Annotated in this window: 12 protein-coding genes and 2 CRISPR repeat arrays (1 of these 14 cut by a window edge); all 12 genes read right to left on the reverse strand. The window is 67.7% G+C overall.

Going from position 1 to position 12,700, the window contains the following annotated elements; genetic code table 11:
• A CRISPR array of direct repeats spans positions 1–193; the repeat unit is 22 nt; unit sequence TCCCCGCGTGTGCGGGGGAGAC; it begins 75 nt to the left of the window's first position.
• A 41-nt stretch (positions 194–234) separates the two neighbouring features.
• Positions 235–552 carry a type I-E CRISPR-associated endoribonuclease Cas2e gene (cas2e, locus tag IP65_RS13075; RefSeq protein WP_054132017.1) on the reverse strand — a complete coding sequence of 106 codons (318 nt, stop codon included), beginning with the start codon at positions 550–552 and terminating at the stop codon, positions 235–237.
• Positions 552–1,421 carry a type I-E CRISPR-associated endonuclease Cas1e gene (gene cas1e, locus IP65_RS13080; protein WP_054132018.1) on the reverse strand — a complete coding sequence of 290 codons (870 nt, stop codon included), beginning with the start codon at positions 1,419–1,421 and terminating at the stop codon, positions 552–554. Before cas1e ends, cas2e begins: the two co-directional genes overlap by 1 nt.
• A gap of 5 nt (positions 1,422–1,426) precedes the next feature.
• The gene (locus IP65_RS13085) at positions 1,427–2,197 is read right to left on the reverse strand and encodes a type I-E CRISPR-associated protein Cas6/Cse3/CasE (protein ID WP_054132019.1); all 771 of its coding nucleotides are present in this window, start codon (positions 2,195–2,197) and stop codon (positions 1,427–1,429) included.
• Positions 2,194–2,961: a type I-E CRISPR-associated protein Cas5/CasD gene (gene cas5e / locus IP65_RS13090; protein WP_054132116.1), complete on the reverse strand. Its 768-nt coding sequence runs from the start codon at positions 2,959–2,961 to the stop codon at positions 2,194–2,196. The genes IP65_RS13085 and cas5e overlap by 4 nt, the downstream gene beginning before the upstream one ends.
• Positions 2,961–4,148 carry a type I-E CRISPR-associated protein Cas7/Cse4/CasC gene (gene cas7e, locus IP65_RS13095; protein ID WP_054132020.1) on the reverse strand — a complete coding sequence of 396 codons (1,188 nt, stop codon included), beginning with the start codon at positions 4,146–4,148 and terminating at the stop codon, positions 2,961–2,963. The genes cas5e and cas7e overlap by 1 nt, the downstream gene beginning before the upstream one ends.
• The gene (gene casB, locus IP65_RS13100) at positions 4,145–4,684 is read right to left on the reverse strand and encodes a type I-E CRISPR-associated protein Cse2/CasB (RefSeq protein ID WP_054132021.1); all 540 of its coding nucleotides are present in this window, start codon (positions 4,682–4,684) and stop codon (positions 4,145–4,147) included. The genes cas7e and casB overlap by 4 nt, the downstream gene beginning before the upstream one ends.
• Positions 4,674–6,179 carry a hypothetical protein gene (locus IP65_RS13105; protein ID WP_054132022.1) on the reverse strand — a complete coding sequence of 502 codons (1,506 nt, stop codon included), beginning with the start codon at positions 6,177–6,179 and terminating at the stop codon, positions 4,674–4,676. The genes casB and IP65_RS13105 overlap by 11 nt, the downstream gene beginning before the upstream one ends.
• 133 nt (positions 6,180–6,312) lie before the next feature.
• Positions 6,313–8,904: a CRISPR-associated helicase/endonuclease Cas3 gene (locus tag IP65_RS13110; RefSeq protein ID WP_082350137.1), complete on the reverse strand. Its 2,592-nt coding sequence runs from the start codon at positions 8,902–8,904 to the stop codon at positions 6,313–6,315.
• A gap of 118 nt (positions 8,905–9,022) precedes the next feature.
• Positions 9,023–9,481: a CRISPR direct-repeat array (repeat unit 30 nt; unit sequence GGTTTCCCCCGCACGCGCGGGGATAGTCCC).
• A gap of 96 nt (positions 9,482–9,577) precedes the next feature.
• Positions 9,578–9,706, reverse strand: coding sequence for a hypothetical protein (locus IP65_RS22130; protein WP_255352207.1), 129 nt, complete (start codon positions 9,704–9,706; stop codon positions 9,578–9,580).
• Between the two features lie 189 nt (positions 9,707–9,895).
• Entirely contained in the window at positions 9,896–10,234 is a 339-nt protein-coding gene (locus IP65_RS13115) for a hypothetical protein (protein WP_054132024.1), read from the reverse strand.
• Between the two features lie 142 nt (positions 10,235–10,376).
• Positions 10,377–11,393, reverse strand: coding sequence for an RNA 3'-terminal phosphate cyclase (gene rtcA, locus IP65_RS13120; protein ID WP_054132025.1), 1,017 nt, complete (start codon positions 11,391–11,393; stop codon positions 10,377–10,379).
• A 35-nt stretch (positions 11,394–11,428) separates the two neighbouring features.
• On the reverse strand, positions 11,429–12,655 hold the full coding sequence (locus IP65_RS13125; protein WP_054132117.1) for an RtcB family protein: 1,227 nt from the start codon (positions 12,653–12,655) through the stop codon (positions 11,429–11,431).
• Positions 12,656–12,700: the final 45 nt, after the last annotated feature.

The raw sequence follows: 12,700 nt of genomic DNA on the forward strand, positions 1-12,700 counted from the left end.
CGGGGGAGACCCACTTCGCTGGCTGGCTGGCCGTCGTGGTCGGGGACTATCCCCGCGTGTGCGGGGGAGACGAACGACGCGAAAGCCTACCTAGGCACAAAGCGGGACTATCCCCGCGTGTGCGGGGGAGACATCAACCGCACCGGCACGCGGTGGCAGGCGCAGGGACTATCCCCGCGTGTGCGGGGGAGACCCTGCTATACAACATATTGTTTATAATGAGAAAGAGCAAATTCACCGGGATTCAGACGGTTCCGGTAATGGCCGGCGCACCAGCAACATCGCGTCGTGGGCCACCACGTCCTTGGGCGGCGTGCCGAACGTGCGCAGGCCAAGGCCACCGTTGGCTGCGGTTTCGGCCCAGCACATCACGATGCTGCCTCGGCCCAGATGGCCGTGCCAGTCTGCCAGCACATCGGCCAGGCGCTGGCGCACGCGGGCCGACATGCGAGGCTGGGCATAGACGCACGGTGCCAGTTCCAGCATCATCGAGCCGAGGTAGCCGCGATAGCGGTCTTCCACGTCGCGGGTGATTACCACGACCAGCGGCATCAGGGCCTGGCCTCGTCCGCCTGGGCCAGCAGGCTCTTGATCTGGTCGATCATCGTGGGAATGATTCCACGCTGGCGGAATAGGCGCGCGGCGCGCTGGCGCACCACCCGTTCGATCGGCTGCCCGCGCGCTTCGGCCACGGCGCCAAAGGCGATGTCGAGCAGGGCATCGTGGCGGTGCAGGTCGGCAATATCGAGCACGAAGGACTGGCCGCTGTCTTCGTGCACGAACCCCAACTGCGGAATGGCGCCCACGGCGGCCACGGCCACGCTGGCGGCAGCAGTCATCGCCGCGCCGGCATGGTTGATCGACTGGTTGGGTAGATCGCCACCTTCCGGATCAGCGCGATCGTAATGGCGCCCGGCCCAGCGCACGCCGAAGCGGTCGGCCGCCAGGGCATAGGCGCGCTTGATCCGCGCCCCTTCCTGGCCGCGCAGCGCCTCGATATCTCGCGTCCGCACGATTTCGCCAAAGCGCAGCGCATACATGGCGCGGGCCACGGCCATGCGCTGTGCCGGATCGGCCCAGGCACGGGCCTGGGCGCGGGCGAGGGCGGAACTGTCGGGCATGAGCGGCGGCGCGGTGTAGAACCGCACCGCGCCTTCGCCGATGGCCGCCAGCGCGCAACCGTGCCGCGCGAGCAGGCGCAAGGCATCGTGCGTCACGCTCGATCCTGGCCCGAGCAGCACGATCGAAACCGCCTGGTGCGGAATCTGGTAATCCCCTGCCGCCAGGGCGCCGCCGCCGGCGGTGATGAAGCGCAGGCATCCGGCCTCAACTTCCAGGCGCCCGCGATCGAGCCACACCAGACCATGCCGATCGACATGGGGAATATGCGCCTTTTCCAGTCCGAGCCGCCCGGCCAGCACCGCGCCTATCCCCCCTGCGGCGCCGGCCCCGGTGGGGCGAGCGTGAGCATGCCAAAGCCGAAGGCGGCGTGCCGGCCCACCCCGCCGGCCAGGAGCGCGGCAAACCGGGCCGGGTCTTGTACCACCAGCGTTCCGGCAAATACCGCCTCGGGCGTTTCGCTGGCATGAAGCCCGCGCCCGCCATGCCGCGCCCGCACGGTGTTGATCCGGCGCATCTGGCGCAATGCCACGTGCTCGAGTGCGCAGGCCCCATCAAGCCGCTGGACAAGCCATTGGGAATAGACCGCTTCCCGATCGAGCGGCGCTTCACCTTGGGCCTTTTCGCAGGCGGCCACGAAGGCGTCTATTTCCCCGGCGCGGGCCTGCCATGCCCGCCGGTCGGCCGCGCGCGCGGCGCGGCGGCGGGCGCCGAAACGCACCACGGGCCGCACCCGCACTTCAAAGCGATAGCGCGCGCCGCTGCGCCATTCCTCGGGCATGGCGCGCACTTGCGGATCTCCGGCAAAGACCGCCTCGACCATCGGGTCGGCGGGCGGCAGGGCCAGCGCCGCGTGCAGCGCGGCGGGATCGCGGGCATAGCCGATCAGGTGCGCGGCCTGCGCGGCGCCTGGCCCTTGCACCATGCGGAACGGCTGCGGCCCCGCCTCGCCAAAGCGGATGCGCAGCGCGACATGCAGGGCATAGCCATAGTCATCGTCGGATGCGCCCCGCGCAATGGCGAAGGCGGCAAGGGCCGCCTGGTCGATGCCCTGGCGCACCAGGTATAGCCCGCTCATGCGCCGATCCCCCCAGTATCCGGCCCCTTGCTCTGCGCCTCCGCTTGCACGGCAGGTAGCGGCGCCAGGCGCCCGAGCACGACGCGGCGCAAACCGGCGTGAACGCCGCCCGGCCAGTGGCGCTCGTCGGTCCATTCCGCCACGCGATCGTGGGCCACGCGCCCTTCGCCCAGCGGCCATTGCGCGCGCACCGGTGCGGCCTGCTGCGGGCAGACCAGCGCCAGGGCGGCACGCAGGGCATCGGGGACCGTGGCCGCCTCTATCCGCCCGGCCAAGAGCGGGCCGGCAGGCAGGAACGGCTTGCGCCCCAGGAACAAGGGCCGCGCCGGCCGTTCCAGCGCCTGCGCCACCTGATCCAGCGTGGGTTCCTGTTCGGCGGGATCGAGCCGCAGTGCCACCACGACCAGGGCATCGGCATCGGCATCGCGATAGCGGATATGCGGGCTGTCATAGGTGCTCGCACCGCCCGCGCGGCCTTCGGGCGCGCCGCGCGTGGTCCAGCCCTGGTCGGCTGCCTCCAGCTTGGCGGTCTGGAAATCGCGGATGCGCTGCCCCTCGCGCGCCCGCGCCGCGCCCATGATCAGCCGCGCCTGCAACGCCTGGTGCGCGTCGCCATCGGCGCGGTCCCAGCCGAGGGCATTGGCGACAAGGCCGGCAATCATCGACCGCGCCGGAAAATCGCGGACCACGCCATAGGCATCGACCATGTCGCCGCCAAAGCTCATCAACGGCGCATCGAGCGCCAGGACGAGATGCGCCGCCATCACGCTTGCGCGGCGCGCACCAGGCCGCCCGCCCATTGCGCCAGGGTGGCCAGCGGCAGGCGGTCCACCCCGGGCAGGGCGAGATCGGGCAAGGCCAGATGCCGGCGCACTTCGCCCGTGGCATAGGTTTCATCGAGCGCGGCGAGATGCGCGGCGAGGGCATCGGCGCTGCGCCGGCCCAGGCTTTCGTTGTGATGCGGGGCCAGCGATACGGGCTGGCGAAACGCATTGGCCAGCGAGCGGGGCTGGCGTTCGCCCGCCTCGACCAGCACCAGCTCGGCGCGGCTATAGGGCGCGGTGGAACCCTTCTTGGCGCCCGGCGAGATTTCCGCGATCAGCCACACCAGGTTTTCCACCACCTGCGCGGCGAGCGTGCGATCCTGGTCACCGGCCCAATTGGCCATGGCGCACCCGGTCAGGTTTTTCACGAGCAGCGGCACGTCCACCACCACGTAACCGTAATAAAGGCCTGACGTCAGTTCGGTATCGAACACCCCCGCCGCCCCGGAATCGCCATCGTCCTCGCGGTTGCGCAAGTCGTCCACCACGGTGAAGTAATCCAGTTCGGGCTGTTCGTCGTGGACGGTAAAGGCGTGGGCGACGTGGATCGCGGCATCGGTATTGGCCTTGACGTCGGACGTGACCATGCGCCCGAACAGCGCCGCTTCCAGCCCGGCGGCCAGAGCCACGCTTTTGCCAAAGGCGGCCAGATTAGCCTTTTCTTCCTTGAAAAACGCAGCGGCCCCCGCCTCGGCGCTTTTACTGTCGGGGGCGTCTTTCAGGATGGCTTCGGCATTGCCGCGCATCCAGGCGATTTCCGCCTCGCCAAACAGCAGGGCCTGGCGCTGCTTGGGGTCTTTGGCGTTCTTGCCATAGAACTTGGTCAGGAACGCTTCCTGCACCGCGTCCACCGCCTCTTGCGGATAGCGGGCGCGCAAGGGCTCGATCACCAGGCGCTCGATCGCCAGCTTGGTACGCAGGCTGGCCACGCCTTCCTGTGCGGCCAATTGGTGCAGTGCGCGTGGATCGTCGGCCATGCGCCAGTGCCGCTTGAGGCATTGCGAGGAAACCCGGGTGCGCACGGCGGGGCCGAACGGCAGCCGCTTGGCCAGGCCGGCATCGTCGCGGTTGAGCAGCACGCCGGGCCAGGCGCTCAGGAAGTGGATCTGGATGAAGCGCGGGGTCATTGGCTGTCCCTCCCTTGGGCATATTCGGCGGCAAAGTAATCGCGGGCGATGTCGATCCGGGCGCGTTCGGCGCGGTCGGGATCGTCGCCGATCAGGGCGCGAATGGGGCGCAGGTCCACCGGCGCCTGCCCCGCCTGCGCCAGATAGCGCGCGGCGCGCACCACCTGGTCGATCAGCGCTGGCCCGCGCGCCGTGGTCAGGCGCATCAGCCGGTTGACGGAATAGCCGGCGGCATGCAGCGCGCGGCCCAGGCGCTGGCCCGGCGCATGGGGGTTGATCGCCGCCGTGCCCGATAGCGTGGCCGCCACATGGGCGAGCAGGCGCCAGCGCTGCAAGGCCGCGGGCGAGCGCCAGGCCGCATCGGGCAGGGCTGCGCGGTGGAGCAGCCCGATCAGCACGCCTTGCGCCTGGGCCGAATTGGTCAGGAACGTGCGCCGCAGCGCGGCCCGCTCGCCGGTGGACAGCAGTGGCATCTGCCCGCCGATGGAGGCCACCGGGTCTTTCTCGGCAGGCGGCGTCGCTTCATCAGGTTGCATCGCGGGCTTCCTTTACATAGGCGGCCAGGGTGGCTTCCAGCATGTTGCGCGCCACGGCGAGTGCGCGCACGCGGCGGGTATCGGTGCGCGGGGCCTGCGCGGCGGCCAAGGCAAACACATCGCGGGCGATCGCGCGCAGCGTTTCGCGCCAGGCCAGGCGATGGTTTTCCGGCTTGCCGTCGAATTCGGCCCAGAACGGCGCGTCGAAAAACACCCGGTCCACGGCCAGGTCGAAATGGCCGATCCACGGATCGAGCTTGGCTTCTGCGGCCTTATCATCAAGCCGCACCTGGGCCGGCCCGCCCTGCACCAGGGCAAAGCAGGCCAGGCGCAGCCGCTGCCGCACGGCGCCAGCTTCCTGTGCGCGGCCTTGCGCCACTTGCCCCATGCGATCGAGGTATTCGGTCTCGAACACATCGTTTTCGCGCGTGCCCGACAGCGGCACTTCGCGGCGGTGCAGCCCCTCGGTCTTGCCCTGCCCGCGCACCAGCGCCTGGGCCACCAGCACCATCCCCTGCGGCCGATCGTCGGCGGCATGGCGGGCCAGCAACGGGCGCTGCACCTTGGCCGGGTCGAGCAGCTCGACAAATTTGCGATAGCCGAACGTGGCCGGCGAGGCGGTCAGGCTGGCATTGTCGCGCAGGCGGATCGGCGCCCAGGGGTCTTCGCTCTTGCCCGTTTCCACCCCGGCGACGCGCGCCGATTTCGATCCGGCGGCCAGGGCCGTGATTGCGCCGTTGGCATCGCGCTGCAACCGCACGCGGCGGCACACATCCACATAGAGCGTGTCGAGCCGGGTGAACGCCAGCGATGCGGCACCATCCCACGGGATGGTCCACAACAGCCCAGGCCCGTGCCGCCAGTGCGCGCCGGTGTGCGGATCGCCGCTGGCCTGCACCAGGCAGTGCACATCGCGGACAAAGGCGTGGGAAAGATTGCCCGACGGGCGCAGGCCCAGGCCCATCCTGCTGGCAAAGCCGCCGTTCATCCGGCTGATGCCGTAATTCCCCGCGCCCAGGAACCCCTCCATGGTTTGCAAGGTGACCAGCGCAAACAGCCAGTCATCCTGCGCCCCGCCCAGCATCCGCGCCGCTTTCACATCGTGGTTGCGCGAGGTTACCAGCATGTCGAGCTGATCAGGCGTGGCTAGCGCCTTTTTGTAGTCGGCGCGATGGGCAGGCGAAACCAGCGGTGGTTGCAACAGGGCGGGCTTTTGCCAGTCCTCCTCCACCAGCGCCCAGGCCTCGCCATCGGGCCATTCCGGCGTCAGGCCGAGCAGCAGCGCGCGCCAATCCGCTGCCGCCGTGGGCAAGTCTGCCCCGCCAGCGGCAATCAGCGCCATCGCCGCCACCTGCACCGCAAAGCAATGCCACGCCTGCTGCTGGTGCGGCCGCAGCGCGGGGAAAGACATGATCTCCCCCCGCGCCATCGCCGCCAAGATGCCGAACAGATCGTCGGCCTGAAGCGCGCCGTCTTCTCCCTGCCAGCGAATCATGATGCCCCCACCATACTCCAGCCAGAATGGCTCTTGCGTTCTGGCTTGAATGGCCCCGTACAGGTTCAAGAAAACAATATTTTACGAATAGTGTCGAGCGATGCACGGTATTTGTTCGCTCAGTTTCGCACCATTATGGCGCGATGCCGCGTGTGGCCTGCAACCCCCACCGATCATAGACAAACCGCCGCGCTCCCAGGGTGAACGCCAGCGCGGGTGTGTCTGCGACGATCACCGCCTCTTCCTCGGCCGCGACGCCCGGCGCCATCCACGCCGGCACGGTCAAGTGCCCCACGGCCTGGCCAAACGGGCCGGGCGGCGCCGGGTCGAGCCGCACCAGGCGGTCTTTGGTGCCAAGGCGCGTGGCCAGCGCTTCGTTGCCTTCGGGGAACAGCAAGTGCGTAAACGGCTGCGCCACATCGAAAGTCCAGTCCCGCGCAGTGCCGCGCTCGGCATAGGCGGTGCCCAGCAGGGTCGCTTCGTGGTTGGCCCAGGCGGTGCCCAGTTCGGCCACCAGCGCCTCCGTCTGCTGCGGGTGCAGCGCCTGCTCCACCAGGCGGCGGTTGTCGGCGGGAATGGTAATCTCGGCTTGCCGCTCGATCAGGCGCCAGGTGGCCTCCAGCACCAACAGGTCGGGATAGACCCCCTGCGCGTCCTTGATCGGGCCCAAGCCATGCCGCTCGCGCAGGCGGCGCGCCATGAACCGCGCCAGATCGCGCTCTGCCGGCACCAGGATGCGCGCCTGCGCCCGCGCAAACGCGCCGCGGTCGGCGCGGTCGTGCCGGTGCAGGCGGCCGATGCGCTGCAACAGCACGTCAATCGGGGCCAGGTCGGTCAGCAGCAGGTCGGCATCGATATCCAGGCTCTGTTCCAGCGTCTGGGTGCCGCACAGGATCTGCCCACGGCTCGCCCGGCCCTTGCCGAAGGCCGCCTCTACGGCGCGATCCAGCAGCCGGCGATCGTCGGGGGCAAACCGCCCGTGGTGCAGCGTGGCCACGCCATCGATGGCAAAGGCCAGATCGGGTGCGGCCGTCGCCACCGCCTGGGCCACGGCCACGGCGCCGGCCACGCTGTTGCGGATAACCAGCACACTGGCGCCTGCGCGCGCCGCAGCGATGGCCTGTGCGGCAATGGCGGCGGCATCGGTGATGATCGGCTGTGCGGTCCAGGCCACCACTTTGGCCCGCGCGTCTGCCTGGCGCACCGGGCGGGGTGCGGCCGCCATGCCCGACAGCGCGGGATAGGGCGCGGCTTGCGCCTCTGCCAGATCGGGCAGCGGCGGCGTGGGCGAAAACGGATCAAGCAGCCGCCCGCGCATTTCGGCCGAAAGCGTGGCAGACAGCAACAGGGCGTGCCCGCCCAGCGCCAGATGGTTGCGCAGCACCGCGCGCAAGGTTTCGCCCATGAAGTGGTCTGAGGCATGCACTTCGTCCACCACCAGCAGGCTGCGCGCCAGCATGGCCGCCCGAAAATGGGCGTGGCGCAGTTGCAACCCGGCCATCAACGCCTGGTCGATCGTGCCCACGGCCACGCGCGCGGCCAGATAGCGTTTGGGCTGTTCGGCCGCCCAGCGCGCCTCGCTGGCGCCGTCATCGGGCCAGGTCACGGCAAAGCCCGGCAGCAAGCCCGCTTCGTCGGCCCCGCGCCGCCCATCCTGCATTCCGGCGCGGATATAGCCGGGCACTGCCAGCACTGCTTCCACCGTGCCGCCGGTCAGCCGTTGCAGCATGGCATTGACGCGGCCATGCAATTGCACCGCCGCCGATCGGGTCGGCAGTGCGAAATAGAGCCCATCTACCGCCCCCGCCGCGCGCAGGGCCAGCCAGCGCCACAGTGCCGCCTCGGTCTTGCCCGAACCGGTTTCCGCCTCGATCAGGGCAATCGCACCCAGGTCTGCCGCATCGCTTTCGCTCTGTGCGCCGCGCGGGGGATAGCCGAACAGCGCCTCGAACGTGGCAGCGGGCATTGCGCAATCGCCCAACCCGCGCGTTTCAATGGCCCGCGGACCATGATCGCGGCGCAACGCTTCGCGCGCGGCATCATGCGGGCCGGCCACGGGAAACAGCGCGGTGTCTGATCCCAGCCAATCGGCCAGGGTTACCAATCCGCCCAGCAGCGCGACAAAGGCCGGTGCCGGCGGCAGCGGCGGTCCCGGCGCAAAGGCCAGCGGAAAGCGCGCCGCCACATCACCGAGCAACGCGGCCAGTTGCGCCAGCGGATCATAGCCGTCGTGCGCGGCCCATTCGCTCCGCATCCGGGCAATGATCGGCTGCTCTACCGCCAGGGCGCCTTCGCGTTTCGAATAGGCATTCAGGGGCGTGCCATGGTGCGCCATCACGGCGGCAAAGTGTTCGCCACAGCCCCAGTCGCGCAGCATGGCAACCAACGGCGCCACTTCGGGCCTTTGCCGCAAGTCGGTGCGCAGCAAGGGCGCTGTTTCGCGGGTGTGCCCAACCAGGCGCGCGCCGGGAAACTGCCGCAACCAGAAACCCCGGTTGGCCTTGCCCAGATCGTGCAGATAGGCCAGCACGCACAGCCGCGCCACATCTTGCGCGCCCAGTTCCCGCTCCGCCGCGCGGTTCAGCAAGCGTTGCCAATGCCCTTGCGCCACCAGTTGGGCAAACACTGCCGCCACATCGCCGCCGTGATCCGTCAGCGGCAGGGCTGACCGATGCGCCAGCTCATCAGCCAACTTGGCCCAGGCGCGTGGAATGGGGCTAGACATGCCCCCCACTTTGCCGCGAAACAACGCTACCCGCCACCCGCTTTTGCACAAGGGTCGACGGCACCGCTTGCACGACGCGTCGGCTCTTTCCCTTTGTGAACAGAATGTTGTATAGCAGGGTTTCCCCCGCACGCGCGGGGATAGTCCCAAGTCGGACGAGATTTGGGAGGCGCGCCATTGGTTTCCCCCGCACGCGCGGGGATAGTCCCAGTTCCTGGTAGGCGGCGTCCGGCGTGTTCAGGTTTCCCCCGCACGCGCGGGGATAGTCCCCCAAATCGCCGCCATCATAGCCCAGGTCATCGGTTTCCCCCGCACGCGCGGGGATAGTCCCTGGGGTAAGGGGCGAAAGAAACCGCTTGTCGAGTTTGCCCCGCACGCGCGGGGGATAGTCCCTGATGCTGGCGCCCTTGGAACAACGCCATGGGGTTTCCCCCGCACGCGCGGGGATAGTCCCCTTTTCGACCCACTGAAGGCCACCGATGGTGGGTTTCCCCCGCACGCGCGGGGATAGTCCCCCGCCGCAAGATCGAACTCGCCCGCATCACGGCGTTTCCCCCGCATGCGCGGGGATTTCCCTCAGACCTTGCTAAATAGAACGGCTCCGTTCAATTAAGATTGTTCGGCGTCGCGGCACCGCGCGGCTCGGGCAGATCGCGCGCGATTTCGAGGGCGGTTAGCAGCCGTTCAGCGCGCGGATGCGGACGATATAGGCGCGCCCATCGCACACCCTGCTACCCGTGGCATAGTGATAGCGCACGCTCCAGGTATCGTTGCCCAGCGGTGCCACCCCGCGCAAGTCCACCGGCTCGCGCAGCGAACCATAGAATGCGCTGGGCGCCGCACCCGGAAACCCCTGAGGCGGCCAGCCAGCAATGGCGTTCCGTCGCCGACCAGATGCGTCCGAGGCTCCCAAGACTGGCGACTTTGATGGACGATGCCGAACCCGATGTCCTGGCATACATGGCCACCTGTTTAGAGTTGGATATCCCTCTTACCGGCTGTCCAGTCGATCCAGCCAAGCTTGCGCCTGCTTGGGCTCGCCTACCGCATCCGACTTGACAGGCCCACGAGATGCCAGGAATTCCTGTTGAAGCGCGAAAGGCGGCATGCCGAGCTGCTCTCTCATTTGGTCGATCGCCTGACCGATTTCAGCCAAATTTTCGATGATCGGGGCTACAGCCTTGCGCGACCAGCGGTCTGCGTTGTGATCAAAAAGGCCCCATTTGCCTGAAGCCGTAACGCGCAAGGCATCAATCAGCGCTGCCATATATTCCGTTTCAAGTTCTGTACGACGAACGTCGAGGCGTTCCAACCTATCAGCCTTTGCCATCCTTTGATTGGTACATAGTCACGCAGCTGTCCGCAACGTTGGCGGCTGCCCCCATTCGTTGGCGCCGCGTTGAGGGATGAACCAACGACCGGTTCTGTTGCCGCGATCAGTGCTCATTAAATGGCGGGTAATAGGGCAATAGTCACTCAACTCCGACGCGATGACAGCCGCCTTCTTGCTGTTCGAGCCTGACGGTCCGGCCGGTGAAGCGCTGCGCAATGTCGATGGCGGTGACCAGATGCTGGCTGGGCTTGACCGTCGTGAACGTGCCGCCGCCTGCCAAGACGAATGGCAGGATGAGCTGATCGGCAAGATAGGGCCCGGCAAAGGCATCGCTTTCCAGATAGCCGCGCATCCGCGCCGCAGCGGTCTTGCCCAATCGCTCTGCCGTCACGCCCAATTGGCCAAAGCCGCTGACGATTTCGGTCACTTCTTGATAGCGGGCCTCCAGCATCAGGATCACGCCGGGGCCTTGATCGTCGGGCAGTTTGCGAATGGCAAAGTCCTCTGCATTCCAGCCGGGCAGATCCTTGCGGGCCCGATCGAGCATGCGCTGCGGGATTTCGCCGGCGAGACCGCAATAGGCCGCCTGCGCCCCCACGCAGAGCAAATCCCCGCGCCGGGTGCAGTCGACGGGCACCAGCGGCGCCGGCGCAATCTCCACCTCGATCCGCCCGCCGCCGCGCGGGTAAAAGCCATGGCGCATCAGGCGCGCGGAGACGCGCGGCCCCATGCGGTTGATGATGGGAAGAAAGCAGCGCTCGATAAAATCGAACGGCGGGGCCAACATGTTGTGCGTGCCCCCTTCAAGTACCAGCCGCGACGGGCCGTCGGCCAGAAGCAGCGGCATCAGCACCGTCTGCAGCACCAGCCCGGTGCTGCCCGCAGTTCCAACGGCAAAGCGATAGTCTCCGGCTCGCGCGGTGCCGGGACGGAACGTGAGGTCGGACGAGCCCACCGTCAGGCCGCTGCATTCGCTGCCAGAAATGGCCGCCGCAGCCTCTACCGCGGTCACATGCTGGCGCATCAGCCCCGGCTTGGAGCGCTTGGCGCGAATGTTGGTGATGCGGAAAGGCTGGCCAGTGACCAGCGACAGCGCGCACGAATTGCGCACCATCTGGCCACCGCCTTCGCCTTCGGATCCATCGATCGTAATCATCTGCTCTTCTCGATTGGGCGCTGTGCGAAGGGGAGTTACCCCTTCACGCAGACCACCTGCTTCAATGTGTGGACGATCTCGACCAGATCGGCCTGCGCCGCCATCACGGCCTCAATCGGCTTGTAGGCGCGGGGCGTTTCATCGATCACGCCGACATCCTTGCGGCATTCGACGCCCGCGGTATCGGCGATATGGTCGGCCAGGCTGACCAAGCGCTTGGCCGCTGTGCGGCTCATCACGCGGCCTGCGCCATGCGAACAACTGTCAAAGCTCTCCGCATTGCCGAGGCCGCGCACGATGAAGCTTTTCGCCCCCATCGAACCGGGGATGATGCCCAGCACACCCTTGGCCGCCCGCACCGCGCCCTTGCGGGTGACCAGCACGTTCTCGCCGAAGTGGTTTTCGCGCGTCACATAGTTGTGGTGACAGTTCACCGCTTCCAGCTCGGCGTCGAACGGCTTGGCGATTTGGCCCCGCAGAGCGGATATCACATTGGCCATCATCATCCGCCGGTTGAGCGCCGCGAAATCCTGTGCCCAGCCCACCGCTTCGACATAGTCGTCGAAATGGTCGGTCCCTTCCGGAAAATAGGCAAGATTCTCGTCGGGCAGGTTGATGTGCCACTTGCGCATGTCCTGCTTGGCCAGTTCGATGAAAAAGCTGCCAATCGCATTGCCCACCCCGCGTGAGCCGGAATGGAGCATCACCCACACCCGTGCGTCCTGGTCGAGGCACAGTTCGATGAAGTGATTGCCGGTGCCCAGCGTACCCAGGTGCGTGAGGTTGTTGGTGTTCTTCAGCCGGGGATACTTGTCGCAGATCCGCGCAAAGCGTACCGCCAGGCCGGCCCAGGCCTCGACAATCGCGGCCGGCGGGTTGCCCCATGAACCGTGATCGCGCTGGCCACGCCCCACGCTGCGCCCATGCGGCACGGCCTGTTCGATGGCGCTGCGGATGCCTTCCAGATTGTCGGGCAGGTCATGTGCCATCAGTGAGGTACGCGCTGCCATCATGCCACAGCCGATGTCCACCCCCACCGCTGCCGGGATTACCGCGCCGCGCGTGGGGATGACCGAACCGACCGTGGCACCGATGCCGACGTGCACGTCGGGCATGGCGGCGACATGCTTGAACAGGAACGGCATCTTGGCCGCGCGCGTCAATTGCGCGCGCGCTTCGTCTTCCACCGGCACGCCGCGTGTCCACATCTTGATCGGCACGCCGCCTGCGACATTCTGCACTTCATACGTAGTTTCAGCCATACCGGCCTCCCGCATTGTCATCGTGGTGCCGGCGGTGCGGCTCTG

Source organism: Novosphingobium sp. AAP1, assembly GCF_001295765.1.
Lineage (GTDB): Bacteria > Pseudomonadota > Alphaproteobacteria > Sphingomonadales > Sphingomonadaceae > Novosphingobium > Novosphingobium capsulatum.

Excerpts from the sequence above, each read along its gene's own strand:
- cas5e (WP_054132116.1), bottom strand. The coding sequence starts at position 2,961 with ATGGCGGCGCATCTCGTCCTGGCGCTCGATGCGCCGTTGATGAGCTTT.
- IP65_RS13110 (WP_082350137.1), bottom strand. The coding sequence starts at position 8,904 with ATGTCTAGCCCCATTCCACGCGCCTGGGCCAAGTTGGCTGATGAGCTG.
- IP65_RS13085 (WP_054132019.1), bottom strand. The coding sequence starts at position 2,197 with ATGAGCGGGCTATACCTGGTGCGCCAGGGCATCGACCAGGCGGCCCTT.
- cas7e (WP_054132020.1), bottom strand. The coding sequence starts at position 4,148 with ATGACCCCGCGCTTCATCCAGATCCACTTCCTGAGCGCCTGGCCCGGC.
- casB (WP_054132021.1), bottom strand. The coding sequence starts at position 4,684 with ATGCAACCTGATGAAGCGACGCCGCCTGCCGAGAAAGACCCGGTGGCC.
- cas2e (WP_054132017.1), bottom strand. The coding sequence starts at position 552 with ATGCCGCTGGTCGTGGTAATCACCCGCGACGTGGAAGACCGCTATCGC.
- IP65_RS13115 (WP_054132024.1), bottom strand. The coding sequence starts at position 10,234 with ATGGCAAAGGCTGATAGGTTGGAACGCCTCGACGTTCGTCGTACAGAA.
- IP65_RS13125 (WP_054132117.1), bottom strand. The coding sequence starts at position 12,655 with ATGGCTGAAACTACGTATGAAGTGCAGAATGTCGCAGGCGGCGTGCCG.
- IP65_RS13105 (WP_054132022.1), bottom strand. The coding sequence starts at position 6,179 with ATGATTCGCTGGCAGGGAGAAGACGGCGCGCTTCAGGCCGACGATCTG.
- rtcA (WP_054132025.1), bottom strand. The coding sequence starts at position 11,393 with ATGATTACGATCGATGGATCCGAAGGCGAAGGCGGTGGCCAGATGGTG.